The sequence below is a fragment of the Nitrosospira briensis C-128 genome (assembly GCF_000619905.2).
Lineage (GTDB): Bacteria > Pseudomonadota > Gammaproteobacteria > Burkholderiales > Nitrosomonadaceae > Nitrosospira > Nitrosospira briensis.
Genome location: NZ_CP012371.1, coordinates 1994124 through 2019603, shown reverse-complemented (window position 1 = coordinate 2019603; position 25480 = coordinate 1994124). Strand labels below are relative to the sequence as shown.

General features: G+C 50.1%; 19 protein-coding genes. 1 reads left to right on the top strand and 18 read right to left on the bottom strand.

What is annotated here, in order from left to right; all coding sequences use genetic code 11:
• Positions 1–333: 333 nt before the first annotated feature.
• The 11 genes from F822_RS09170 to xrtB all read right to left on the bottom strand — a co-directional run bounded on the left by F822_RS09170 (position 334) and on the right by xrtB (position 16032).
• Positions 334–1092 carry a WecB/TagA/CpsF family glycosyltransferase gene (locus tag F822_RS09170; protein WP_025040939.1) on the bottom strand — a complete coding sequence of 253 codons (759 nt, stop codon included), beginning with the start codon at positions 1090–1092 and terminating at the stop codon, positions 334–336.
• On the bottom strand, positions 1089–2198 hold the full coding sequence (gene wecB / locus F822_RS09165; RefSeq protein WP_025040940.1) for a non-hydrolyzing UDP-N-acetylglucosamine 2-epimerase: 1110 nt from the start codon (positions 2196–2198) through the stop codon (positions 1089–1091). The genes F822_RS09170 and wecB overlap by 4 nt, the downstream gene beginning before the upstream one ends.
• Positions 2195–3127, bottom strand: coding sequence for a heparin lyase I family protein (locus F822_RS09160; RefSeq protein WP_025040941.1), 933 nt, complete (start codon positions 3125–3127; stop codon positions 2195–2197). Before F822_RS09160 ends, wecB begins: the two co-directional genes overlap by 4 nt.
• A 37-nt stretch (positions 3128–3164) precedes the next feature.
• Positions 3165–4277: a glycosyltransferase family 4 protein gene (locus F822_RS09155; RefSeq protein WP_025040942.1), complete on the bottom strand. Its 1113-nt coding sequence runs from the start codon at positions 4275–4277 to the stop codon at positions 3165–3167.
• An 827-nt stretch (positions 4278–5104) separates the two neighbouring features.
• Positions 5105–5806 carry a class I SAM-dependent methyltransferase gene (locus F822_RS09145; RefSeq protein ID WP_025040944.1) on the bottom strand — a complete coding sequence of 234 codons (702 nt, stop codon included), beginning with the start codon at positions 5804–5806 and terminating at the stop codon, positions 5105–5107.
• A gap of 222 nt (positions 5807–6028) precedes the next feature.
• A complete protein-coding gene (locus F822_RS09140; protein ID WP_025040945.1) occupies positions 6029–7366 on the bottom strand; it encodes a methyltransferase in 1338 nt (445 codons plus the stop codon).
• A 310-nt stretch (positions 7367–7676) separates the two neighbouring features.
• Positions 7677–9203: a lipopolysaccharide biosynthesis protein gene (locus F822_RS09135; protein WP_025040946.1), complete on the bottom strand. Its 1527-nt coding sequence runs from the start codon at positions 9201–9203 to the stop codon at positions 7677–7679.
• A 670-nt stretch (positions 9204–9873) separates the two neighbouring features.
• Positions 9874–12141 carry a beta-galactosidase gene (locus F822_RS09130; RefSeq protein WP_025040947.1) on the bottom strand — a complete coding sequence of 756 codons (2268 nt, stop codon included), beginning with the start codon at positions 12139–12141 and terminating at the stop codon, positions 9874–9876.
• A gap of 514 nt (positions 12142–12655) precedes the next feature.
• The gene (locus F822_RS09120; RefSeq protein ID WP_197272806.1) at positions 12656–13735 is read right to left on the bottom strand and encodes an O-antigen ligase family protein; all 1080 of its coding nucleotides are present in this window, start codon (positions 13733–13735) and stop codon (positions 12656–12658) included.
• Positions 13736–14412: 677 nt separating this feature from the next.
• A complete protein-coding gene (epsI, locus tag F822_RS09115) occupies positions 14413–15105 on the bottom strand; it encodes an exosortase-associated protein EpsI, B-type (protein ID WP_025040950.1) in 693 nt (230 codons plus the stop codon).
• Between the two features lie 6 nt (positions 15106–15111).
• Positions 15112–16032 carry an exosortase B gene (gene xrtB / locus F822_RS09110; protein WP_025040951.1) on the bottom strand — a complete coding sequence of 307 codons (921 nt, stop codon included), beginning with the start codon at positions 16030–16032 and terminating at the stop codon, positions 15112–15114.
• 1 nt (position 16033) lies between these two features.
• On the opposite strand from xrtB, the gene F822_RS09105 reads away from it, so the two are divergent.
• Positions 16034–16408, top strand: a complete 375-nt coding sequence (locus tag F822_RS09105) for a VanZ family protein (RefSeq protein WP_197272805.1) — start codon at positions 16034–16036, stop codon at positions 16406–16408.
• Positions 16409–16607: 199 nt separating this feature from the next.
• Here the strand turns inward: F822_RS09105 and epsG are convergent, their stop codons facing one another.
• From epsG to epsA, 7 genes are all read right to left on the bottom strand, one after another.
• Positions 16608–17537 (bottom strand): chain length determinant protein tyrosine kinase EpsG, encoded by a 930-nt coding sequence (gene epsG, locus F822_RS09100; protein ID WP_025040953.1) that lies wholly within the window; start codon positions 17535–17537, stop codon positions 16608–16610.
• Between the two features lie 22 nt (positions 17538–17559).
• Positions 17560–18942 carry a chain length determinant protein EpsF gene (epsF, locus tag F822_RS09095; RefSeq protein ID WP_025040954.1) on the bottom strand — a complete coding sequence of 461 codons (1383 nt, stop codon included), beginning with the start codon at positions 18940–18942 and terminating at the stop codon, positions 17560–17562.
• A gap of 17 nt (positions 18943–18959) precedes the next feature.
• On the bottom strand, positions 18960–19757 hold the full coding sequence (gene epsE, locus F822_RS09090) for a polysaccharide export protein EpsE (RefSeq protein ID WP_025040955.1): 798 nt from the start codon (positions 19755–19757) through the stop codon (positions 18960–18962).
• 42 nt (positions 19758–19799) lie between these two features.
• Positions 19800–20768, bottom strand: coding sequence for an EpsD family peptidyl-prolyl cis-trans isomerase (locus F822_RS09085; protein WP_025040956.1), 969 nt, complete (start codon positions 20766–20768; stop codon positions 19800–19802).
• A gap of 557 nt (positions 20769–21325) precedes the next feature.
• Complete coding sequence (gene epsL, locus F822_RS09080) at positions 21326–22615, bottom strand: XrtB/PEP-CTERM-associated polysaccharide biosynthesis outer membrane protein EpsL (RefSeq protein WP_025040957.1); 1290 nt, start codon at positions 22613–22615, stop codon at positions 21326–21328.
• 123 nt (positions 22616–22738) lie between these two features.
• Positions 22739–24157, bottom strand: coding sequence for an undecaprenyl-phosphate glucose phosphotransferase (locus F822_RS09075; protein WP_025040958.1), 1419 nt, complete (start codon positions 24155–24157; stop codon positions 22739–22741).
• Positions 24150–24953, bottom strand: coding sequence for an XrtB/PEP-CTERM-associated transcriptional regulator EpsA (gene epsA, locus F822_RS09070; RefSeq protein WP_025040959.1), 804 nt, complete (start codon positions 24951–24953; stop codon positions 24150–24152). The genes F822_RS09075 and epsA overlap by 8 nt, the downstream gene beginning before the upstream one ends.
• Between the last annotated feature and the right edge of the window lie 527 nt (positions 24954–25480).

The following is a 25480-nucleotide window of genomic DNA, read 5'->3' as shown; positions in this document are numbered from 1 at the left end:
CGTGAACCTCACCTTTTTGGTGAGCTCGCTCCGGGGCGGATTGAACAGTTTTTGCGGCACAGGGCTGCGATGCAACTCCTTGGGAATGGGCGCCCGGAGCGTCGCCCGAGGACCCCGCGAAGCGGGGATAGGGCAACGAAGGGATGCCGCGACCGCATTCCAGGGCGCCCATTCCGCGTCGTTGCGTCTTGCCCTGCACCCAAAAACCGCTCACTCCGCCCGTCCAACTGCCGGATTTAGGATAATCGACTACTCGCGCCTGCCGGGCGCAAACGAAAAGGACTTGAAATAATTAGATCATTTTGAGTGTTAGCAACAAATAGAAGTAATGGATTAAAGCAGATAAATTGCTTGCTTCTTCCGCGTCAGTTCTTTCAGCAGCAGCCAGAAAAAAAACATGTTTTCGATAAAATAGCGTTTAAACATACGTCGAGGCTCCTGCAGGAACCGGTAAAACCATTCAAGACCGGAATTTCTCATCCAGACCGGTGCGCGTTTGACCTTGCCCGCCGCCACATCGAAAGTGCCGCCAACACCCATGGCAAACGGAATCTTCATCTCTGCCTGATAATGCCCGAGAAAATACTCTTTTCTTGGTGAACTGATTGCAACGAACAATATGTCCGCCTGCGTGGCTTTAATGCGCTCGACGACTTCCGCTTCTTCCCCAGGCTTCCAGTATCCATTGCGGTGTCCGGCAATGGTCAAACCAGGATACTTGCCAGCGTAAACCTGCTTTACAGTGGAAACCACGTCTTCCCGAGCACCAAGCAAGTATACGCGCCAACCTTTCTCGGCTGAACGCCGCATTAGCGATTCGAACACATCTACGCCAGCTACGCGCTCTTTTAGCGGCTTGCCGAGCAGCCGGGACGCCCACACGATCGGCATCCCATCTACATTGATCAACTGGCAATCATTGATAATACGGCGCAATTTATCGTCGCGGCTGGCCTTGACCAACTTATTGACATTGATAACGACATGCTGGTGAGGCTCCCGAGTCTGAATGAATGTCTCGATGGTCTGCAACGTCTCTTCCATTGATAGATTATCGATTTTACAGCCCATCATCTCAATGCGACGCGTCATGACAATTCCCTCGCGAGCACTTCGACAATCCGCTGGGCGGCTCTACCATCCCAAAGATGAGGCCGGCGGCCCTGCTTGCCTTCGCCGCGAAGTATCTTCCGTACTTCGGCGACGATTCGTACAGGGTCCGTGCCGGCCACCACATTGGACCCTTCATCCACCGTCACGGGCCGCTCGGTGTTTTCGCGGATGGTAATGCATGGCACGCCAAGCGCGGTGGTTTCTTCCTGGAGACCGCCGCTGTCGGTTAATACCACAGCGGCATCTTTCCATAAATGAAGAAAGCTCATATAGGGTTGCGGTCCCACCAGAGTAATATTCGGCCCAAGATCGATTCCAAATTTTTCAAGAGTTCCCCTGGTACGCGGATGCACGGGGAAAACCAGCGGCAGTTCGGTTGCTATCTCGCACAACGCGCTGGCGATACGCGCAAGCATCCCGGCGTTGTCCACATTGCTCGGCCGGTGCAGGGTAACTACCCCATACTGTGCACCATTGTCCGCATACGCCGCCTTGAAATTGCTTGTTTCAAATCCAGAGGTGTCGGAGCGAGCCAGCTTTTCCGCCTGGTATAATAAATTATCCACCATCACGTGACCGGCATAATGAATTGCCGCGTCCGGCTTTCCCTCGCGCTTCAGGTGCGCAATACCACTTGGCTCGGTCACGAAAAACCAGTCTGCAATGCTGTCGGTGACCACGCGGTTGATCTCTTCCGGCATTGTCATATCGCCGCTGCGCAAACCGGCCTCTACATGCGCCACGGGGATACCCAGTTTCTTGGCTACAATCGAGCAGGCCAATGTTGAATTTACGTCACCGACCACCAGCACCGCATCAGGTCGCTCCGTGTCGCAGAGTTCCTCAAAAACCAGCATGATCTTGCCCGTCTGCTGTGCATGGCTACCTCCACCGGCTCCCATGAAGACATCTGGCTGGGGGATGCCCAGTTCCTCAAAAAAAACCTCATTCATCTCGCGATCATAATGTTGACCGGTATGGATAATCTTGTATGCCAAGCCGCCATGGGCTTGTAACGCACGCACTATGGGAGCGATTTTCATGAAATTCGGACGTGCCCCGGCAATCAAATAAAGACTTTTCACGTATTTATCCCGGCAGATTTGGGCACGGGGCTTCGCCTCGAGGCAAAGAAACCGATACCTACGAGTCCCGCCATCATCATCATATAATTGCTCGGCTCGGAAACAACCGACATGGACATAGACCGAAACGTTTCTTTCCCATCTCCGATAAGAACACCAGTCGAATAAGCCGAAACTGATTCTTGACCGGGCGACCAGTTGTATATACCGTTTTTGAACCAAACCCCTGCTTTGTCATTGAAAGTATTGATGTGATCATGCTCTTGAAAAAGCAACACCCCATCCTTCCAGACTTCAAGAAAACCTGTATCGTCTCCTGCCCACCTTACATGGAGATCCAAGTAAGTCCATCTCCCCGTTTCGAGTTCCCATGAAGTCAATTCCCGACGCTCAAAATCAACACCTGCCATGGCTTTGCGGTCAGATGGCGATGTAATATTGTCGTAATCGAATGCATTGATCAGTTTCAATTTGTTATCCTGAACGATAACGGCGAGAGTCGGGTTCCGGAATCCGCTCTCATTCTCATCGGGCGTGTCGTGAATTTGCGCAATAGCACTATCGATCTTGATAGACTTCCACGTATCAGGAAGATAGTAACCCCAGGAATACCAGCGTTCCGCGCCAATGGGATCTTTGAAAGTGCTTGCTTCGGAGCGATAGCCAGAATGAGTCTCAATATCGCCCGCGATATATGTCGCACGCATCACCGATTTCGCAGACCCTGCCGGATCAAGAACACTTTCCAGCCGGGCTTGAATACCGTTGGGCACGGATGCGCCGCTAACAGCATTACCGTTCGCCTCCAATGCCCAATAACCGGAGAAATCGCCCTTATCGAATCTTCCATCGAAAACTATCTCGGCATAAGCATAATTACAAGAAAGCGCAAAGACAAGGTTGGCAAAAATATATTTTGGTCGAATCATGATGACTTCCTTATAGGACAAACGATACGGCACCGCCTCAAAGTGAACGGTCAGATTGAGATGAACTCGAATTGATCCACAATTTTTCTAATTGCGGACGCAAAACTTGCATTGAGTATTCAAGCTCGATTTTATGCCTTCCTGCTTCCCCAAGTTCGCGGCGAAGTGATGGCGCAGTAAGCAACCGCTTCAGTGCGTGCGCCAGTTCTGGAATATCGCCAGAATTGACCAGCAGTCCTTCCTGTCCTTCTATTATGACTTCCGGTATGCCTCCCACTGGGGTCGTTACAACGGGAATTGCCCATGACATCGCCTCCAGAATTGCCATCGGCATACCCTCATTATATGAAGGAAGCACAAATATGTCTGCGCGCGCGAGCAGATGTTCCTTTTCTACTTTGCTGAGCCATCCTGCAAATTGGATCTTTTCACTGACACCCAATTCTTGGGACAATGCCCGCCCTCGTTGTAGCTCACCGTCACCTCCCAGGATCAATCTGAAGCTCTCATCTAGCAAAGAAACGGCCTGAATCAGATCAAATACACCTTTACGTCTACCAATTTGACCAAGAAACAATATCAGCGGCGGGTCGAACAAATCGCCATTACGCGCGTGTTCCTCCGCATCACCCAACTTCATTTCAGGTAGTCCCACGGAGTTGAAAAGAATCACGGTACGTGTAGCAGGAATTAGTTTTTCTATAGCTTTAGCCCAACTTGACGATAAGGTAATAACACGGGCCGCATGAGATAGAACGAACCTAATTAGCCTTTTTTTGCGTTTCCCACATTCATGCTCAAAAAAATCAACGAAGTCAGGACTGTGTAAGTGAACGAGATAAGGCACCCGGAACGTCATCGCTACCAATATAAAAAGCACCTTTCTCCATGTACTTGCTCTGGATGACATGTGCACATGAAGCAGTTCAATTTGCCCAGCAAAAAGTATTGAACACAGCCGAAACATCGCAATCGCCGCCACCCGCGCTTTTTTTAACCGGGAGCCCTCCACATGCGTCACTAGATACCTGACCTTCCACTCCTTTAAGATACCGGAATCTCTGTAATTGCCCACCAAGGTTGCGATACCGCCGTGGGCCTCAGGTGATGTTCCAAGCATTACTATTGACTTGTGCGCCGGAATTTTCATAAAGTTCAATTGATCATCAAAGCAAGCCGGTCCACCGGATCGGCATCCATTGGTAGTGATTCCATCAGCACGGCTGAAAACACATCCGAACTCGGTGACAAGATTACGCTCCCACAGGATGAAGTAATCTTATAGTACTCATGCTCGCTCCAGGCTTGCCATGTCAAGCAACTCGTCTCGGCTCTCCGAACGCTAGAATCCGGCCTCTTCCCAACAAGCCATGAACCAGGGAAAAATGGTAGCTGTTGGGTTTCGAGCTTGATCACATCTTCGACCGTTGGCTTAGCGGCATTTGTTTTGAAGACTCGATCGATGTGAGTTTTCCCAGACCGAAGCTTAAATGTGGAAGGATCCTAGATCCGGAAGTTGACCGCTCATTTTTTCAGTTAAGACCATAATACAAAAGGATTTTTTGTGCCCCGTGAGCTTCACCTTTTTGGTGAACTCGCTTCGCGGCAGATTTAGGATGATCGCGAAGTCGGCCAACGCCGTCGGTGGAACATTACCAGAAAATAACATCAAAACTGACGCACACCTCAATCTGATCTACTCAACAAGTCGCTTTTCCGGATGTCGACTCCCAAAGCTTGACATATTTCGTTTTCGTTGTGGAGACGCTTTGAAGCGCATAGCGCTCATATGAGCTTCTTGGAAAACTCCCCCGGTGATCTGAGCGGAGGCATTCCCCTCTACGGGCCAAACTCACCTGAAGAGTGGTTTTGTTGGATTTCCTGACTCGTCAACAAACTCTCTTACATTAGGTGCAGGAGTTCTTCAATTTTTGGAGAACCTGACACAAACCAAACTGCAGAGCTTCTGTGACTTTTCTACTTAGCCAAAACCAATAATGAAAATCCCCCTAATACTCTTACAGTCAGATCAGGATGAACTTTAAAGAAAAGCTTTCTAGGCACTTTCATGAAGTTGGCTTTCCAGCCGCGATTGGAAAGCTCTAATGAACTGTTTGTATAGCAGTAATCCACAACATCATAGCCAGTATCCTGTAAGGTCGCCAAGGCTGTTTCCTTTATGAAATAATGGATATGACCCACTGATGACCTGGAGTGTAATATTGGCGAGAGGCGAGAAACTGATTGAACGGATAAGTCCAGAGGAATATGAAACAACTTATATTTCGCTTTTTTTCTAAGTTCCCTTAGAAATCCAAAGTAATCCTCAACGTGTTCAAATACGTCAATGGCCAGCAATACGTCGAACGCGGGGTCTTTATAGTCAAGTAGATTTTCGAGAAAAAAATGAAGATTCTTCTTTTCTTTATTCTTGCAGATCGCAAAAGCTTGGGGGGAAATTTCATATCCGGAAAAAACTACTTCGTCACCATACTCATGTGATAGACAGTTCAATATTTCACCAGCACCGCAGCCAATTTCACATAATGTCGAAGGAGCAACGCTATTTTTCCTGAGTATTTTTAATATTTGCTTTGCTTTCCATGATGAATCCTCTTGATGCCACCCCGGATGTCTTTCCAAATAGGTACCATCGCTATAAATATTACCAGAGCTCATATTTCCCTTCCCCGTGGTCTACTGACAAGCGGTAGTTTTCTAAAACGTACGGTACTTACATATTATAAACCATTGCCAAATGGTCCTTCGGTAGCCATTCGCCCACGGAGGATGGCAAAGATAGGCGGAGCCTTGCGATCGATCAGACGGAATGACCCCTGTCAAGTAGAGGTATTCGAACAACCAAAATTTCTCATAGGACAAGCTACTTCCGATGGACTGCTAGCGCTTCCGGCGCTGTTGTTCCAATTTGAATATCATCCGGCCGTCTGTCGCCGTATAAATACGCTCGGCCTTTTCGAAGCCGCCCCAATCCTTTACTAATTGTACAAATTCATTTGGCGGTGGATTTATGAATACGCCTTGCATCTGCGGTTCATCCGGATGATGGGGCTCAAAAAACATAGCTCCGATCTGAACGTTACTCATAAATTGACGAAGCCGCTCATATCCATCCTTCGTTTTGATGAAATGGTGAAAAATATTCAGCGCTATCACGACGTCAAAGCCAGAGTCCCCAACCTCCCTCAGCGTTTCTGAACTAAGTATGTCGCCTGTCACTATTTTCAGCTTACGATCCTCAGCATATGCAATCTTTCGTGCGGCAAGCGCAATTGTTGGCAGGTACTCAACGCCGACACAGGAATAGCCGCTTTCTTCCAATCTATGACAAAAAAAACCGAGATTGCAGCCGATATCAAGAGCCATGCCGGATGCCGCATCCAATTTATTTTTTATTGCCTCCCATCGATCCTCGCATGCATGCTCCGATGGAATATCCGCCAGATCGAAATGCATAGGTGTTTGATAGAGCACACCCCGTTTGCTGGCACCGCCGTCACCGCGCGCCATATGATGCATCAACTCACGAAATGATTGCCAACCTGAATGCCTTACCAGAACCTGCACGGGAACGCGCTTGAGCCCGAGCGCAAGCGCGATAGCCAACCGATGTCTGCCATCCTGAAATAAACACAAGCCATCCCGACTGATGTTGATAAGAATTTCCTTGCCTCCGGAATACGCCGACATCGACGGATCTGCTAATCTTTCACAGTATCCCTTGCTATCTATGGACTCAATTAATCGATCTATCTCATCGCAGCGCCTATCGAAACTTGCGCGATCTGAACAATCCCATAATTCTCGACCGTCGTTGATCTGACTTATGGCGTGCTGATAATATTCCGTCGCGTGCCATGCAACTCCCTGATGAATTCGCTCGCTGATCGCGCGGCACACCCGCATGTCCGCAACGCGGTGCAAAGGAAGGTCCCAGTCACCATCCTGAACCTGTGCAACAAATTTGTTTTGGTCGAATACAAAGTCTTCCCAATCCGGGGAATCAACCTTGTAATTTGTATGAAAGTTAACGCGCGCGGGGTCAGTCCAATATATTGTATAGGGGTCAGGCAATCTCGCACCCTCTAAGCGGCCAATCAGATTAGCGGTTGCAATTTCTTTTTTCATTTGCAATTTTCGAACGGTCGCCTTTATGCCACGTCCTTCATCAGGAAGCCGGTGAAGCGCGCCTTTAACCAACTGCTTGAATTTTTTCATATCCTGTTCTTAAATCTGGTGGGATATCCCGCGAGGCTCGCTGACGTGTATCAAGCCCGTGAGCGAACGCACTCTTGGCTGATTTGCGCCGCCACATCAGTATCAACATGATCAACCAGAGAATCGCGCTCAAAATAGCATTCACTACGAAACCGATATCTACTAAAAATGAGAAATGCTGCGGCTAATCGCTACCATGGTGCCGGACAGAAAGTAACGTGCCGCGGTAATTGCCTGGCAAAGCACATTCACATCTGTGGAGAAGCTGCGAGCATCAGCGGTAAAAGGCGATCATTCATTGGCTCCCATGTTACCAAATAAAAATCTTGCGGCCGAGCAATTGATTCAAGCTCGCACGCTCCTCCACCCGAAAAGGTTTGAAGAAGTAAGACACCAGCATAAAACAAGCGCATGCAAGCGCGGCCAATATTATCAACCGTGGCCAACCGTGTGCCGGTATTGCAATCTGGTGCGCTAGCACGAATCCCGCTAAAGCTGCCGTCCCCAGTTTGTAAAGTCCGATAGTATCAGATCTATAAGTGGTGATACGCGCCAGCGCGATAATGACCGTAGCGTTGAATATCATTTCGCTTATGATAATAGCGATGATGGGTCCCCACAAACCCAACCCGGATTTTAGCAGCAAGTAAGTCAAGGGCAACACCAGTATCCCCAACGACGCTCCCCACATACATAAATGACTCTTGCCACTGGCCACTGCCACAGTCTCAAGTATCTGGCGCTGGCTATAAAGGATAAGGGCCATTAGCAAGCCTGCCAGGTAAAAGCCTGACTGCGCGAACTTACCACCGCTGAGTACAGTTAAAAGTTCACCACCGGCAAGCCAGACAAACACCAGTATGGGCATCAGAACGAACAGGCTCAGCTTTCCGACGAGGTTGGCGTTGCGTGTCAAATCTGCCATACCGCCTTCTCCTATATAGGAGGCTACCAGCTTGGGCCTGACCAGACTGAACAGCAAGGTCGCCGGCAAATAACGGGAAACCTGTCCGTAGAGTCTCCGCAGAAAACCAAATAATGCGGCGGCTTCAAGGCCGAGATAAAACTGGATAAGAAAAACGAAGCTCTGCGGGCTGTAAGCCAGAGTAACGAGGCGGCTGAAATACATATGACGAGCCATTCGCCACATAACAGGCCAAGGCGGAGGTTGCCATCCATCCTGCTTCAGCAAGCCCCTGTGTTTGTGCAAATGCTTGATCATGCTATAGAAAGCCAGGGTTGTTCCGAATATAGATGCGGTCAACTCAGCCAGCACCACGTGATCTAAATGAACCTCTTCATGAAATGCCGTGATACTCAGGAGTAACAGCAGGACCATGTTACGCATCACAAGACTTGTTTGTGCCTGGCGCTGCTGCAAAAGTGGTTCCAGCGTGTTTTCCCGGATTTGCCAGCCTAAGCCATCCACCAGCAGCACGAGCAGAAAAAGCCGTGCCACATCCGTTTGTTGAGGGAGCTTCAGATGCTCCAGCAGCCAAGGCATCGCCAAATAGAGCAGCACCGAAACGGCGACTAAAAGCAAGCCGATCCGGGCGGTAATGTTCCATACGAAATGCGCAAGCATCTTTCCGCTGGCATGCAGACGAAATTCTGGCAGATAGCGAGCCGCTATCCATGGCAGGCCCAGTGATGCTATTGCCAGCATAAGCTCCATCCCGGCGACGAATGTTACGTACACTCCATACTCCTCCACGGTCAGCAAGCGCACCAACCAAAACAGGATAATCAATGTAAGCACAGCGGAGACAGCTTTGCCTGCGAGAAAATGGACCGCGCTGCGCTTGAGTGCATGGCGGGAATAGGGCGAAGCACTCATGAATGATTTTCGGCAGTTGGGCTAACATGCCCATGGCGCAACCAAGCAAGACGGGCAGCAGCATGCCAAGCAAACTTACGAAGCTCAGACTGTCCAGCAACGAGAGGCGATAAAAAGGGATAAAAGTAAGACAATGGCTTAGCGGTTCGTTTGGCGTTAGCAGTGGCTTATATGGTTGACAGAATAAATTTCTCTGAAAACGGCGAGTGGGATTCATTTGCGTAGGTGCGCATGACCACGCTGCCCGTTTGCGGCGATGCAGCGGCGCTACAACACTTTAAAACGATATATTTGAATAGCTGCAGGATTGACAGGTACTGCAAGAATTATAGCTTGGGTGATTAAGATTTATACCTGAAGCAGGGGAATCCAAGGTGACCCTGGACTCCCGACTCTGCTGGCGCTCAAGCCCTCATTACACTAAGGACATGGATAGCCAGATTTACCTCATAGCTCGTTTGAATACATGATCCCTGTCAAGTTGATAGCTTACCGTCATTGCAGACCTGCTGAGGATGGTCAAACAAGCTTACTTGATGTAATCAGCCTGAATCGCACTTGTGCCGCCGGATCAACATCACCGTTGTTTTTACTAGCAGTATGTCGCGCAAAGGATTATCTCTCATGGTATCCGGCGCAGCGGTTAAAACCGGAAATATGCTCACCTTCATCATTCATCTGCAATCTCGAAGAAAAGCGCCGGACCATTCGGTAGTGCTGCTGTATCCAGGCGCAATTCGATGGCGCCCCCTACCTGCGTAAGAGGAATTGCCTGACGCCGAACGCCTCCCAAAGAGAGCGGCCAAGCCTTGAGCCCAGCACTATTCTCCGCCGCGACACGTAATGTAGCCGAGATCGTCTGTACCTGCGGGGGAAATTTACCCAGGGTTTTAATCGTAGTGCGTTCCGCGTCCGTGAAGGTCATGCCTGTATTGATGGCGTCTGTCAATACCCACAGCAGTAAGTGACGGCTCTGAGCAATCGGCTTTTTATCCAGAGAAGAAACCGCGAACAGCGCCGGTGCGCTCGCGGAGCTTACGCTCAGCGTGCCGGCCGAGGCACTACCGCCTTTCAGCACCAGTGCTGCTGTTCGATCGGTCGTTACCTGAATAAGGCCAGCCCCCGAGTCCACGACGAGCTGTCCTGTGTCGGATTGGAACAACTGATTTTCGGGCTGAGAGCGATTGCCAGAGCCTATCAATTTCGCATCTTGCAGTGCAGCTACGGCAGCCGAGCGTAAATCCCGTCCAGCCGCTGGGCCATTCGCCGATTTCACGAGCCACCAAGGTTGCCCCCCTGTCAGGTTGACCCAGAGTTCGCCAGGTTTCGGCCGTTCTGAAATCGGGCCAAAATCCAAACCCATGGGGGAGATGAGGGAAAGCTTTGAAAGTGGGTCCGGTACTTGTTCCCAACCACCGCTTCTGGCCAGCACTTTCTCAGCATCCATGTGCACGTATATGCGGTCTCGTGAACTCGCGACATCTCCACGCAAGTACAGTATGGCGGCGAGACGCTCAGCGGCGTGGGTAATTGGATCGGCTCCGACGCTGAACGGGTAGATTGCTTGCCGTCGCACAAAATGGGATGGGCCGTAATCGACCTGAATAGGTGCTTCGGCGTACTGGCAAATTGCATCCCAGCTTTGATGCGCGGCGATTGCCGGTATCAAAGCGGCCGATTCGTGGCGCCACCGGTTCCAGAATGGTTGTCCATATTCGGTGACGGTAAATGGCTTGTCCCATTGTCGCCCAGTACTGAGTTCGCGAATATACTGAGCCGTATTTTGATGTAAACTCGATTGGGCCATCTTTGAGCCCGGATCGCCCATTACGCTGGGCAAAACATGGTAACTGTGCAGGTCCACCCATTGAAGGCTGGAACGGGTAATGTCCGCAGCCAGAAAACTCCAGTTGTTAAAAGCGGTGCTCAGACCCTTGAAACCCAGATCGCGCACCCGTTTTTCCATCGCGCGATAACTCCGCTGCTCCAGTTCGACAACGAAGCGATCAAAATCGATATCGCGGCGCCCGCTTCCGCGAAGGGCATCAGGCAGGTCGATCCTTCCTCCAATGGATTCTCCGCTTTTTAGCTCTTTGCCCCAGGCTGACTTCAAGGCAGTATCGGTGCCATAACGCGTCTGCAGCCAGTCACGAAACTGGAGAGCCAATTGGTCTGGGTACAACTTGCCATAACCAGGGAGCGCCGGGTAGCGCTTGCTATAAGTGGTAGCGAGATAGAAGAAACTCCCTTCGTTGACCAGTATCATACCCAGCATCGCTGAGTCTTTTATGGGAGCGATGCCCGTGTAGGGGTTCTTCGCGCCCCACAACCGCTCAACCAGGGTTGCCCAGTGAGCGAAACCTGCGGAATCGGTGAGCACATCCATTCTGGCACGGTATTTTTTTACCCAGCGGTGCGGCCGCACGTCGCCCCATCCGCCATTGTCAGAAGCCATACCATCGACGATCCAATAAATGCCCGCTGCCTTAAGCTCGGCAAGCAGGAAGTGCAACCGGTCAAGCTGCTCGGGATCGAAATCAAAGTCCTTAAAGCGACCGCTCATCAGCTGTGCGTCAACCATATGCAGCCGAGCCAGGTTATAGCCTGTTTGCTTGAGTTGCCGCACAAATTGCTCACTCCCCGCTTTATCGGGGAAACCGCCGCTCAGCGGGCTTAACGCTATCGAGGCGCAAAGGAAGCGCTCTGGCGTACGACGGCGCTCGAAGCCGATATGCCCATCTGATAACGCAATGGCCGGGCCGTGTTTGCCTGCTGGCGCGGTTGTGACCAAGGCGGAGAAATCTAGCGCGCTCCCGGAAGAAACGGTCAGATCATGATCAGTAAGTGTTTCCCAATTATCCTCGGCCAACGCGCTCCGCGCTATCAATAATGTTATTAGCAGCGGTACGATGACGAGACTGCAAAGTAATCGGAACATTTGCAAGTCCTCCTAAAGTTATGCCTTCCAGACTGTGAGATTGGATTAGATAATACCCTCTCTTGTGCATTGGGGCGCCTCGTGTATTTGATCTGGCAAAAATGTAATAGCTATTTTCTCATCCGCGGCAACCATATAAATCTGGGTGTCTGATCCTCCGTGCGACTCGCTGATTGATCGTTGATTTTTCTTCAGTCCGGGCCCATTCGGATGGGCTTTTACAACTGTGTTGCTCCGATCTTGATACGTACGACTTAAACATACACCAACACTCAAGCAAGCGATCCAATAGATTGCTCCTGCGCCAGCAATTCACTCGCATATCGATCGCATGCCTATGGATCAGACCTCTTGGTGGTGCTACCACGCTTGCCCACATACAGAACGGCGATAAGAATCTGCAGGTTAAAAAGACTTACCCGGCCTCATTGTCGAAGGAAACAACCTTCGGTTTGCTGATATTGAACTTCGGTAACTTGAATTTATTCATCAGTGTTAATGGTAATGACTTAATTTAAACTCTTGCGATCGGCTTAGCGCCCCTGTCGATCACATAGGTGAAATGAGCAATCATTACGAAAAATTCTCCTGCAAGAACCGAGTTGAGTTGAAAACTCGTCTCGAACATGGATCGCATCAGGAGGACGGCCAGTATGGCTAGACTTCCACCACGGGTGGGTTTGGCTGCTCGTATTGAATAACGAACAAGAAAATAAAAAAAAACCAATAATGCAGCAAGCCCGATGAGTCCTGATCGGCTGAATGTCTGCAAGAAAAGGTTGTGCGCGCTGGTAGCACCCCCGAGGCCGAGTCGAAGCCGATTATCAATTCCCCAGAAATCTGCGCCCTGCCCAAATAGAGGGCTTTGCAACCCGCCCTCTAACGCGGCGTTCCATATCAACGTTCGACCGGTTGCCGTAGACAGCGTGCCCACCGCACGCGCATCCAATTGACTCTTAAGTGCAGCAAGCATATCCGTATCAATGAATATAGCGAATGCTCCAATCGCTGCAATTGAAACAATAAGTGAACCCAATAAGACTATCGGGACTGAGCTCCCATGTTTACTACCAACGATTACTTCGTGGGTTCGATTCAATAATCGCCAGCCAAAAATGATCGAAAAACCTATGAATGCGGCTACAATTGATGCTTTGGATTGCGTTAAGACCAGCGTCAGCGCGGCAGCCGCAAGTATAGTCGTTCTAAGCCATGGCCTGGTTGACGGCTCGGCCAACTCCAGGATGAGAAGCATGCATGCAACTGCGCCAAGCGTATTCGCGTGCGAAGTAACTCCCCAAAATCTTAAATCGAATCCGGGAATCAGGCCGATATAGCCGGGCTGCATGACAAGCTGCGGTGCGACGATCGCTGCGATCAAACTGGAGAATACTATCCAGGCGAGACATTGTTTTGCGACAATAACCGGGTCGACAGCTGACAATCTAGCCCAGAGAAACAACGCAAGACATACGAAAAGCGGGTAAATCAGATTTACGTGGAAGTAGTAACGCTCCCCGAAAAAAATCGGGAGAATGCTGAACGCAACTTGGAAAACCATGAACGCGATGGTGATGTCAGTCGGCGCTTTCATCCCCCTCTTATCAAATCGGTCAAAGCTTGTTTTATAATTTTTAAAATTGAAAACCCACGCCGTACAAAGCGCGACAGAGCATCCAATCACAGCTGCGAGAAGCAGCTTTGTATATACGGTACTTCCAGTATCGGCCTCGGACGAGACAATCAGGCTTTCGTCCATAAAAGCCAAGACCCGGCCGGAGAAAACAATAGTCGCTACGCTCGTGCTCACGATCAACAACATTAAATAGTTGAACATTCGGCCAGGCCAGCGAAACCCTGCCCCCGCAACGATAACGATTGCCGTGGTCGAAAGCAGTGCGAGAACAAATGCAGCCAATGGTAAGACCATGAGTTGTAACACAACTAATTCTCGCTAACGTTTGAAGGATTCTCTTAGTGGTTATTAGGAAGTGCTGATGAATTCGCAAATATTATTGAACCCCTGACGCAACAACAAAATCAGCGGGCTTATTCAGGAACATCATCGATAATATGTCGATGTAATCGCAGCTGTTGCCCGGCCGCATGACGCGTTCGGGACGCCGAGTCAGAAGTTGATTTCGCAGACTAAACCCTACATATGCCGGTAAACGAGTGATGCCGGGAGTAACATGATTTTCCCCATGAACAGGTTTTCGCGATCAAGTAGCCGTCCTGCCCCTTTTATGCCGTTGATAAGTGTGGTTTCTTTCATGGGCGGGCCGGGTTCAATATGCCATTCAGCTTTTGGCGATGTTCGAGTGTCAACGCGGCAAGCATCTGATCCGTAAATAGGGTTTGCATTTCATATGCGTGCGTCGCTTCTGCGTCGATCGAGGAAATACGTACGAGCATGCCATCGGGAATCTTGCCGTTCAGGCCGTAGCGCATTTCGGTAAGTTTCTTTTGGATACTACCCTGAAATACCTGATCGCCAACTGTTGTCCAGTAGGTAACGGGTTCGTTGCGCTGACCGAGATTGGTCAGGATACGAGTGACGGGAATTAAACCGTTTGCAGTAGCCAAGGTACCCGTTTGCTTACTCTGGAGCGAGAATCCTTGGGCAGGATAGCAAACTTCGGGGTAATGCATCTGCATGGAATCCCTCTGGTCGTCTCCATAGGCGATCGCGAGCATTATGCGGTAACCGCGGTTGTTCAGGTAGGTACGGCTGAGTGTCTGTGTGTAAATTTTTTCGATCATTTCCTGTTGCTGCGGATCTACCATTTGCACCGAGTTCTGCTGCTCTTCGCTCCAATCCCCGAATGTATGCGGAATCATCGTTTCCAAATCGATGACAGGCCCCTGATCGGCAATTTTTTCGGTAGGGCGCAACGCCAGCGCAAGACCCGAGGCCGCGAGCATGAGTATTAAAAGAATGAAATTCCTGAACCAGAGACTCATTGCCTTTTACACTCCGTCCAACACATTATTACGGTTGCGGCGCACCTTTACGCCGAGGTGCAGCAGTGAATCAACCCCAATGATCAGCAATAGTGCGCTAAGGAAGAGCACCATGCCTGCGAAGCCATGTAAAAAGCCCTGCCCGGCCTCATCACCAAAATGATAGGTGATCAACGTTAATACCATTACCCGTATGACGTTAGCCGTAAAAGAAATGGGTACGATAAAAATGGCAAGGGCAATATTTCGGAATAATGAATCGTGCCGGATGATATTAAGGTAGAGCAGGCCTAGCGCTTCAAGCGTAAAAAGGGTGTGCAGCCCCGCGCATGCATCAGCTACTAGCAGTTTGTATTGCCCAATCTGGAGAATAACGCCCGTGCGGGCGATGGGGTAGTTCGCCCAGAAAAGTATGTTTTCAGCCACATAAGACACTGCCATCTTCATGGGCATCGTCAAGTTATCCACAATCGTGGCGGGTAATGGAATCATGAAGAGCATGAAGAAAAGCGAAAACCATTGTGCCTTGAGTGCGGCGCTACCACGCATGAGCAAGAGGATAGCAACGAGTATCCAAATGACAGAACCGATCTCCAGAAGCAGGATGTCTTGCGAGCGGCCAATCACATAGAGAAGCAGCCCAAAAATAAAGATGGGCCAACCGGCTGAAGGTACCATTGGTTGACCTTCGCTCAAACGCCACATTTCCGGCCACTTGCGATAAATAAGCCAGCAAGCGATACCGAGTACAATCGGACCATGCGCTTGCTGATCGGTACTCCAGATGCCGCGAAAGAGATCGACCAGACTTGGCAAATAAAGTACGATTAATCCGGTAATAATTGGTAACCAGATGGGTAGCCGGCCGCGCCAGTCTTCCGGTTGGCCTGATGGTCTGTTGAATGTAGTTGACAAATTGGCACTCATCTTGTTTTTACAACATATGCTATCCCGCCATCTTCGTACCGCAGCCATACTGCTGGCACTTGGGATCGTGACTAGCTTGTTCCTTGGAGGAGCACAACCTGTTGCTGTGAATCTGGTGCCGGAACCATGGGATAAATTGCTTCATGGCATCGTGTTTGCGTTGCTCGCATGGGCACTTGGCTTCGCTAGCGGACTCCATGGATGGCGCAGTCTGGCTGTTGCGTTTTTCGGCTCGTTGCTGATTGGATTGCTCGATGAGTGGCATCAGCTGTATCTTCCAGGTCGACAAGCGGGATGGTCTGACTTCGTTGCGGATATGGCGGGCAGCCTCATCGGTACGGTATCGCTGACATTGTGGAACAGAAAGCGTGGCTAGAATTCGACAGTAGCGAAAAATTCTCATCGTCCAATTCTCCTCACCTATGAGAAAAGAGAAAAAACGGATAAAAGCGGTGGAGAACACAATTGCCTCCTGGTAAAAATACTTGAAGCGCTTTCGGACTACTGCTAAGGCTTGACTGCTCGCTTTTATTGCCAGTTGGAAGTCTGAGGCTTTGTACACCGTTTTCCTTCACTCAGAATTCGTTCAGCACCGACCCCACGGGCGTTGTGCCCGTTTGCTGGAGACTACGGGCCAGCTCAATTGTTTGCGCGACTGATGTTCGATCTTTGCGGGCGACTATGAGGGCGGCTGAAGCGCGCGCCGCAATAATCTGAGCTTCGGCGTATTCGTGCGCGGCAGGCGTGTCAATAATGACAACGTCAAAATCGCGGGCCATCGACTGTAACAATTCGGGGAAGCCAGTGCGGCCGAGCAGTTCCTGCGGATTCGGCGGCACAGCACCGGCTGGCAGCACGGAAAGCCCCAGCAACGAAGGTACGCGTGCGATCGCCTCGATCCCGATACGACCCGCCAGCATACTGGATAAACCTGCATTGTTGCCTAACTTGAATAGCTCATGCTGGCGCGGCGCACGCAGATTTGCGTCGATGAGCAAGGTGCGCTTTCCCAGTTGCGAGAAGACAACCGCCAAATTTGCAGCAATGAAGCTGCGTCCTTCCCCTATGCCAGGACTCATGATAGCGAGGGAGTTCAACCTGACTTCAGTATCGAACCACCGCAGCATTAGCTGACTACGCAAGGCGCGCAGCTTCTCGACGATAGGACTGAACGGTTTATAGGCGGCTACGAGTTGATAGCTGAGGCTGTTATCCCCCGCAGGAAGGTAGAGGTTATTAAATTGGCGAGAGAGGGCAAAACGAACGTCGTCTTCCGTAAGCAGGCCCAGCTCAATAGCGGTATCACCAAAGCGTTTGCCCTGCTCTATCTGCAACCGGAGAATGCGATCGGCGTTATCGGCGGAGAGGCGTCCGGTATCGACGAGGATGGCCCCTATTGAACTGCCATTGCCGGTGACCTGCGCTTTACCGTAAATTGAAGACTCGCCTGGTGTCGTGGTCTGATTCCGTTTGATGAGTGGTAGGCTAGCGCTTACGGGTTTCATGATCTGGTTCCGTTTTAGGTATTTAGCTGGCTACCGGGCCAAGCTGCTTGGGAATTTTTTGCACCGGCCTGCTGGAAATCACCGCAAGTACTGGTAGATCGATGACCTGGATAAGATCTTCTGATGAGCGCACACAACGGCTGCTGAGTTCAAGCATCAAAGCAATCCCTATACCGAGTAAGGTACCGAGGAAAATGGAGATTAGAACGTTGAGCAGGATTCTGGGCCGCGAGTGCTTGGTTGGTATTGTGGCTGGATTCAGAATCGCGATGTTGGTCTGAGCCGACAGGCTTTCAAGACGGGTTTGAGCAGAACGCTGGCTCACACCCTCAAACGTATGCTGGGCAGCTTCAACATCACGTTTGAGTACGGCGATTTCATCGCGCTCCTTGTTGAGCTCGAGTATACGTTTTTTTTGAGACTCCATTGCTTCAAGCAGTTCTTTTTCCTTTTGCTTACCCACCTCGTAGGAGGTACTGATACTGTCCGAGATTTGCCGGGTTTCGCTAGCCAGCCTCCTTCTGAGCGAGGCAAGTTCAGTTTCCGTACGTTTCGTTTGCGGATGGTTTACACCGAGATTCACATTGCTTTCGTTGTGTTTGGCCTCAAGGCGCGCAATGTCTGATTTAAGCATATTAATCATTGGGCTTTGCATCACTTCAGCCAGTGTTTCGGAATTGCCGGCGGATTTACGCTTGCTGCTGCTATCCGAGGTTTCAGCCTGTACGTTCGTTAATCGAGCCGACAATTCGTTGAGTTTGGCAGTTTCATGATCAAGCCGCTCATCGGTAGCGATGATGCCGGTCTTTTGCTGAAATGCCGAGAGTGCCGCCTGGGCTTTTTCCAGTTTCTCACGCACCACTTTGGTCTGGTCCTCAAACCAGGTGGCTGATTCACGGGCGGGCGCGACTTTCAGTGCAAGGTGAACGTCGATGTAAGCCTGGGCGAAGGCATTCGCCACGGTTGCAACAAAGCTGGGCTCACTGCCGCTGAATTCGATGTTGATTACATTGCTTTCGCGTGAAGGTCTGACTTCAAGCTTTTGCTTGAGCAGGTCAGCCAGCCAAATCATCAAATCCCCTTCACCTTCCGTGGCGTCCATCCATTGCTCCCGGATAGCCGGGCTTTCGTCCATACGCAATAACTTGACCACGCGATGAGCTACACGATCGCTGTTGAGGATATCTTCCTGCGTCGCCATATATGCAGGCGTTGCCAACCCTGGCATGATCATACCGGCGATGGGATCAGGCGACCTGACATCGATCACTACGGAGCTGGTAGCACTATATTGCTTGGGTAACAACAAGCTGATAAAAAACGTGGCAGCCACCGTAATCAGCAGCGTAAGCGCGGCTACCTTGTAGCGCGCCCGGAGAATGAGCAGGAATTGTAGAAGTGTCATTACGCCCCGACCATTAATTAGAAAATACTTTCTCGAACGTAAATTATATCGTTGGGCTGTATCGAATCGGTCATCTCCGGAGAGAGCCTTTCCACAACACCCTCAGCGTTTGTTCGATGAAGGCGAAGCCACCATTCGCTCCCGCGCTGCGTCGGGCCGCCACCCTGGGCTAGGGCTTGCATGATGGTCATGCCGCGCTCGATACGATAGGCACCCGGACGCTGAGCTTCACCATAGATATAGAAAACCGGCGCACGGTGGATGTAAATTGTGTCCCCCCCCGCGAGGATGATATCTTCATCCGATTTTTCCGCGAGGTAGAGTGCCGGAATATCTATTACTTTTCGGAAGGGTTTACCGTCTCGTAAACCTGTAACGATGGCGAAGTCGTCACCCGTTGGCGCGGCGCCGCCCGCAGCGGCAAGCATGTCGCTTACGCGGCTGAGCGTATCAAGCGGGAAACGCCCAGGCCGGTTGACCTGGCCAAGCACGCTTACTTGGCTACCGCGCATTTGTAAGATGACGATGTTCACCTGCGGTTGTTTGACGAAGCCTCCATTCTTGAGTGCGGCAGCGATCTTCTGTTCCGCAGCAGCGATAGCAAGCCCTCCCACTTCGACAGCGCCGACGAGCGGGTATGTAATAGAGCCATTCTCGGATACCCGAGTTTCTGTCGTCAGATCAGGGTTCTGGAATACTTGAATGCGTACGATATCTCCCGGTCCAAGCGGATAGTCGAGAATATGTTGCGCATACGCACTCATAGATAACAGAGTAAAGAAAAAAGCAAGTAGCCTTATCGAAGTTTTGGTCATGTTGTCATATTTCCTTAAGCATATGCTAAATTGGATGAGGCGTTATTTCAAACCCGCAATGCCTTTCTCAACACTAATGTCAGTGTTGGATTTTACGGCGCTCACGTCTGCGTTGCTTATGGCCGCTGGAGCTGCAGCGGCCTGGGACGGTGTGTTGGTATCAGCGTCAGAAAACCCGTTCATATAGGTAATTTTAGCTTTCTCCTTAAGCGTCTTGAGCTCCTGTTTTGCGGCTTCCGTTACACGTTGGTTGCCAAGAAACTGCTGGATGCGCGGTAGCGCCGCGGCTTCTGATATAGGCACGGATTGCGTCGCAGCAAGGCGCATTACCGTAATGGACTGCGGGCCTTGGATGATCAGCCCGTCGTTGACTTTGAGCGAGTGTATTTTAGGCAGCAACTCAAGGGGAATCTGTTCGGCTGACCGTGTAGCGCTACCGGCGCCAAATTTTATTCCCTTGTCCTTGAGCCAATTGGCGATACTTTCCATCGATTTGCCCGTATTGAGCATTTCTCGCAGTTCGCCATCTACCCCGGCAGTTATCGGAACCACAATTTCCTGTATGTTGTATATGCGGCGCTCGGCAAAGAGCTGTGGATTGTCAATATAATATTGTTTCGCTTCATCAACAGTCGGCTTCGGCATCTCCGCAGTAACTTGCGCAATATATGCCCGGGCAAGAATTTCGCGGCGAGCGTTTTCGACAGCCATAAGAATATCAGGCGAACGGTCAAGTTTTTTCCCAATGGCTTGTTCAACAGCCAGCTCCTGATCAATGAGTCGATCGAGAATTTCACGGCGGACTTTAGGCGCTGTTTCCGGTGTGCCAGCGTTGGCCCCCGCGTGAGAAAGTATATAGTTAATCTGATGAACGGAAATTTCTCCGGAGTTGACTTTAGCCGCTATTTGACTGACGGGCTTTTCGGCGTCTTTGCTGCCACATGCGGCAAGCCCGAGTGCAAGTGACGCCGAGAGTATTTGCAATATGATTTTATTTTGGCTGAGTTTCATCTGAGCTTGAGTGAGAGATATCAATAACAACAATGTTTAAAACCTGGATAGGACGTCCTGTAATCATGCACCCATCAGCTAAAACCATCGCCAATCCGACCAATGTGCCCGGTTGTAGTAAAAATTACATACGCATTTTAGACATACAATATTACGCTATCGTAACTTGCTCGACGTTCTATTGAAACCTTGATGCCCACACTCAAAAAAATGTCGTTTAATAAAAGAATATACACCATGCTAACGGTCGTCAATTCGTTTTTTGACTATAGTTTTTGATGGATTCATGGGAATAGTTGATCGGCGGCGATAGGTAGGCCACACCTTTTGACCCGGCATTCTGAATTACCGCAACATGTTGCCGTCGTATATCATTTTTGTTTTCTCAAGATAACGAGTTAGCGTTTAGCGTGCAATAGTCCATATGCACTATCAAAAAATCTATCTGGACGGCCACACTCTTCATCAGGGGAAGAATTATCCACCATCAGCTAGACAAATTACTGTAACAGTATGTCTTCCATAACTCTTGCGGAGCCTTTTCGAGTGTTTGAGTATCAGAAATTAAGTTTTGCTGAAATACTGCCTGCGGTGCTGTCAAAGTCGAAACCCCGTAGATTGGAAGTACGTCTATCTCGGTGGAAAGCGGCGCTAAGGAAGACTACCTTCAGTGGTTGCCAATCCAGCGCGACGAGGCCGGAGTGCATTGAATCGCTACGGCTTTCGGTAGGCAGCGAAATGACCGCTCCTTCAAAATCACTCAGAACGTAATCGTAGCGTAAGCGTAATGCGGTTTTTTCTGTGATCTGCCAAACCGGGGATACCGTAAAACGGTTGGTGGTAACGGAACTACTCGAGAAACGTTGAAAGGCGGAGTTCAGGAACGCGGATGGAGCCGTTTGGTAATTCGAAAGCTGACGCGTCCAATTTGCATTAACGCGTAGCTTGCCCGTAGCAGCCCAGGTTAGATTGACGTTACCTACGATGCCGGCGTAATCGCGCTGAGGAAAGTGTGCATGTTCGCGCGACAGATATCCGCCGCGTGCATCAATGAAGGCCTTGCCGGTGACGGGCCATAATAAGCGTACTTCATGTTCTATCTCATTGAAACGGGTATCGAAGAGGCTCTCGACAATAGGTTTTGGTCTATTAATAAATTCACCGGTCCCACTTCTTACCTTATAGGTGAGCGAGGCACCCGACGGGCGCGTATAACGAATGCCTCCTTCGACTGAGGAAACACGGTTGCTGAAGTCTTGTATAGTAAGTTTACTGTTCTTTGAGACGTTGTGATCAAGACCACCGACAATGTGCCAAGCCCTGTCAATTTCGAAAATTCCTTCAAAATGATAGTTGTCATTAGTGCGCAGATTTTGGGTGGTAGAGTTAGCAAAACCCGTCAAATTGGCGAAATTGTTGAGCACTTCGCTATGAGAACTGGTCAATCTGCCGTGTAGATAAGGCGTAACGTACCAATGCCAAGCCGCCGTATAATTTTTCCCGAGGAAATTCAGAAAATCAAAATTGTTATAACGGTTATCGATAAGGCTGCCGGTAACATCAAACCGCTGCATTGAATAAACCTTGTTCAGGTTGAGCGAGAACGTCGAGATGATGATCTGATCGGATCGCGTGGGCATACCCGTTACCGCAACAGGATTGATGACAGGTGATAAACGGAAGACGTTGCTGTCGTATGTGAACGCGGTGCCAACAGTTGCGTTGAATGTATCTCCGGGAGCGGCATCCGCGTATCGCGGCATCAACAATAAAAATAGACAAGCGGTAACCGCGGGCCAACGGTTATAACTTCGAATATTACGAAAGGAAAGAGTCAGCGGCGGCATTTTTTCTAGCTCTTTTTCTTCCCAACGACATAAGTTCCGCAAGAGTATCACTCGGAGCCTATGGAAGGTTGGTAAACTTCATTTGCGGACGTTAAGGCGACAGTTTATAGCGTCAGAGCTCGTTCAATAAGCTGCCCGATCCTTAAGAACTATCAGGACAGTCTTCAGGATGATATGAAGATCAAGCCGCAATGACCAGTTGCGCAAATAATCGAGATCGTGATCAATACGCGCCTGCATTTTATCGAGGGTTCGAGTTTCGCCGCGGTAACCATTGACTTGTGCCCAACCGGTAATCCCGGGCTTGACCTTGTGGCGAATCATATAACCTTTTATCAAATTGCGGTATATCTCGTTGTGAGCTACTGCATGAGGCCTGGGGCCGACGATGCTCATTCGACCCTGCAGGACGTTGACGAACTGCGGCAACTCGTCCAACGAATTCTTGCGCAAGAAAGCGCCGATGCGTGTGATGCGACTGTCTCCCTTCTCCGCCTGCCGGATGTTATCGCCATCCTCGCACACGCGCATTGACCGGAATTTATAAACAAGGATTTCTTCCCCATCCAGACCATAACGTCGCTGTTTGAAAATGATGGGGCCGGGTGAATCCAGCCTTATTGCGATTGCGATAAGCAGAAGGAGCGGCGCAATCAACGTCAGGATAATCAGGGATAAAATAATGTCGCTTGCCCGCTTCACGATCCCGTTGGAGCCCGTGAAGGGCGATTCGCACACCGAGATTACCGGGGTACCGCAAACTGCGCCGCTTCGACCTTGGATAAGATCGGTAATAAACATGTCCGGTACGAAGTAGATCGAGGCCGTGGTGTCTTTCAGCTCATCGAGAATATGTAGAATGCGCGGCTGCGAGGCCATAGGCAGCGAAAGATAGATGAACTGGATGCGGTTTTCCTTGACAAATTCGGGGAGTTCACGAAGCCTGCCGAGCAGCGAACTGTGTTCCGCTTGATGAAGCCTGCTTGGGTTCCGGTCATCGAAAAATCCGGACAATGCTATTTTTGAGTAGCGTGTTTCATGAATTCGATTGGCAAGCGCAAGCCCCTGTTCGTTCATGCCGACAATGATTGCGCGCTGCGGGGGTCCCTGAAGCAAGAGCAGATAGGGAGCGGCGGAGCGCAACGCCAGTTGAGCGCCGATCTGGCTCAGGGGAGCCGCCCATAACCAGGTGATCAACGCGTGGCTGGAGAATTCGGCAATGTAGCCAGTGGCAACGCCGAGAAAGAGTAGCAGCAAAGCCACCCAAAACCAACTGTAGAGGATATTGAAGATAAGCAATTTGACTGAAGATTGCAGACGCGATGTGCCCGGGAAGGTGATCGAAAATACAATGACCGCAAGAATCAGGTAGGGTGGACGCAATTCTCCGTAGACGCTGGCGCTCACAAGCCAAAGCGAAAGTGCAAGTACCGCCGGGTCCAGGATGGCCTCGACTGCGCTCAGCATATTATTGCCGAGCGGTACCTGCGCATGACGCGCAGAAACTGTTGATGCTGAAAATATGGGATGGACTTCAGCCATGGCTTGGGCTGCGCTCAACTTTGGAAACCGCTTGCATGCGATTGTAGACGTCAAGTTTTCGGAAAATCTGGTGCAAGTGGTTCTTTACGGTGTAAGAACTGATGCACAGAATACTGCCTATTTCGGCATTGGTTTTGCCCTTCTTTACCCAATCCATTATTTCGATTTCACGCTCGCTCAATCCACGGCCTTCGCTTCGTGGTTGATCCGCCAAGAGCGACGGCATATATGAGCGCTGCGCCAGGGGCACTATCCGGCGCAAGGCAGTGTCAAGATATGGTAATAGTATCTCCATCGCGCTGAGCGTGGAATCATCGAGTTTGTCTTCGGAGCTAAAAATAACGTAAAGGCAATCATGGTGTCCACGCTTGTCGCTGATGCCATGCAAAAGCGATGAGCGCATGCCGTGCAGAGCTCTCCCAAAAGAACATGGAGGAGCGCGGTCTGCACTAAAAATATCGAATTCACCAATACCGGGTTTGCAAATGCTTGATGTGCACGGCATTCTGCCCAGTTCGACCCAGCGATTATGAAACGCCTGCAATAATGGTGAAAGACTTGCCGGTTCCGATCGCGCGGTTCTGACTCCAGGCAGTGAGGATATAATGTCATGCCGTATGGAGTTCGAACTAAAATCGCCCCACGCGACAAGCATGATTTCGTGGGGAAGATAATGCTGCACCTCTCCCTGCAACCATCTGAGCAGGTCTACATGCCGGCGCACCGCTATCCCTTCCTGAATGATGCGGAAGTAGCGTTGGAGATGATCAGCAGAGAGTGAGGGGAAAAAACCCATGTCGTGAATGAGTAAAATATTTGGATGGGTTGGACTGTTGGAACTGCGATAAAAACATTGAAGCAAAAGTTTTTATTGTCCTTTTCTGCTGAGCGCAGTCTGTTCGGCAGCACACATAGCATTGCGCAGCATATTTCTATACTTTCGCGCCACCTGCTTCTCATCAAAAGCTTTAATCATTCGATCTGGAGCTCGCGCTTCTGGTCAACACATGTTTAAGGGGCACTTGGCGTAATATCAAGCACAATTCATGCCAGATAATTTCCTCTTTAAATAAAGCAATTAGCGCACTGATTTGGTGTTAAATGTCGCCAAAGCACATCAATTGCTTATGATTCGTATATAACCCTATGTTTATTGCAATATTTGGATGTCGCTGGAATGAGACACCTTGATGTACCCCGGTTGCAGTTGATGCTGGCTGGTCAAACCTAGGGACAGGCTGGCTCAACTATTGACTGGGTCCGCAAATGATGTTCTTTCGCTTCGCCAACCATTTGGATTTAGTCATGTGAAGCAGGAATGTG

What these genes read in the sequence shown, in the direction of transcription:
- F822_RS09135 (WP_025040946.1), bottom strand. Translation starts at nt 9,203, where the DNA reads ATGAGTGCTTCGCCCTATTCCCGCCATGCACTCAAGCGCAGCGCGGTC.
- F822_RS09085 (WP_025040956.1), bottom strand. Translation starts at nt 20,768, where the DNA reads ATGAAACTCAGCCAAAATAAAATCATATTGCAAATACTCTCGGCGTCA.
- F822_RS09075 (WP_025040958.1), bottom strand. Translation starts at nt 24,157, where the DNA reads ATGGCTGAAGTCCATCCCATATTTTCAGCATCAACAGTTTCTGCGCGT.
- epsE (WP_025040955.1), bottom strand. Translation starts at nt 19,757, where the DNA reads ATGACCAAAACTTCGATAAGGCTACTTGCTTTTTTCTTTACTCTGTTA.
- F822_RS09145 (WP_025040944.1), bottom strand. Translation starts at nt 5,806, where the DNA reads ATGAGCTCTGGTAATATTTATAGCGATGGTACCTATTTGGAAAGACAT.
- epsG (WP_025040953.1), bottom strand. Translation starts at nt 17,537, where the DNA reads ATGAAACCCGTAAGCGCTAGCCTACCACTCATCAAACGGAATCAGACC.
- F822_RS09130 (WP_025040947.1), bottom strand. Translation starts at nt 12,141, where the DNA reads ATGTTCCGATTACTTTGCAGTCTCGTCATCGTACCGCTGCTAATAACA.
- F822_RS09140 (WP_025040945.1), bottom strand. Translation starts at nt 7,366, where the DNA reads ATGAAAAAATTCAAGCAGTTGGTTAAAGGCGCGCTTCACCGGCTTCCT.
- F822_RS09155 (WP_025040942.1), bottom strand. Translation starts at nt 4,277, where the DNA reads ATGAAAATTCCGGCGCACAAGTCAATAGTAATGCTTGGAACATCACCT.
- epsI (WP_025040950.1), bottom strand. Translation starts at nt 15,105, where the DNA reads ATGAGTCTCTGGTTCAGGAATTTCATTCTTTTAATACTCATGCTCGCG.
- F822_RS09160 (WP_025040941.1), bottom strand. Translation starts at nt 3,127, where the DNA reads ATGATTCGACCAAAATATATTTTTGCCAACCTTGTCTTTGCGCTTTCT.
- xrtB (WP_025040951.1), bottom strand. Translation starts at nt 16,032, where the DNA reads ATGAGTGCCAATTTGTCAACTACATTCAACAGACCATCAGGCCAACCG.
- F822_RS09120 (WP_197272806.1), bottom strand. Translation starts at nt 13,735, where the DNA reads ATGAAAGCGCCGACTGACATCACCATCGCGTTCATGGTTTTCCAAGTT.
- epsA (WP_025040959.1), bottom strand. Translation starts at nt 24,953, where the DNA reads ATGGGTTTTTTCCCCTCACTCTCTGCTGATCATCTCCAACGCTACTTC.
- epsF (WP_025040954.1), bottom strand. Translation starts at nt 18,942, where the DNA reads ATGACACTTCTACAATTCCTGCTCATTCTCCGGGCGCGCTACAAGGTA.
- F822_RS09170 (WP_025040939.1), bottom strand. Translation starts at nt 1,092, where the DNA reads ATGACGCGTCGCATTGAGATGATGGGCTGTAAAATCGATAATCTATCA.
- epsL (WP_025040957.1), bottom strand. Translation starts at nt 22,615, where the DNA reads ATGCCGCCGCTGACTCTTTCCTTTCGTAATATTCGAAGTTATAACCGT.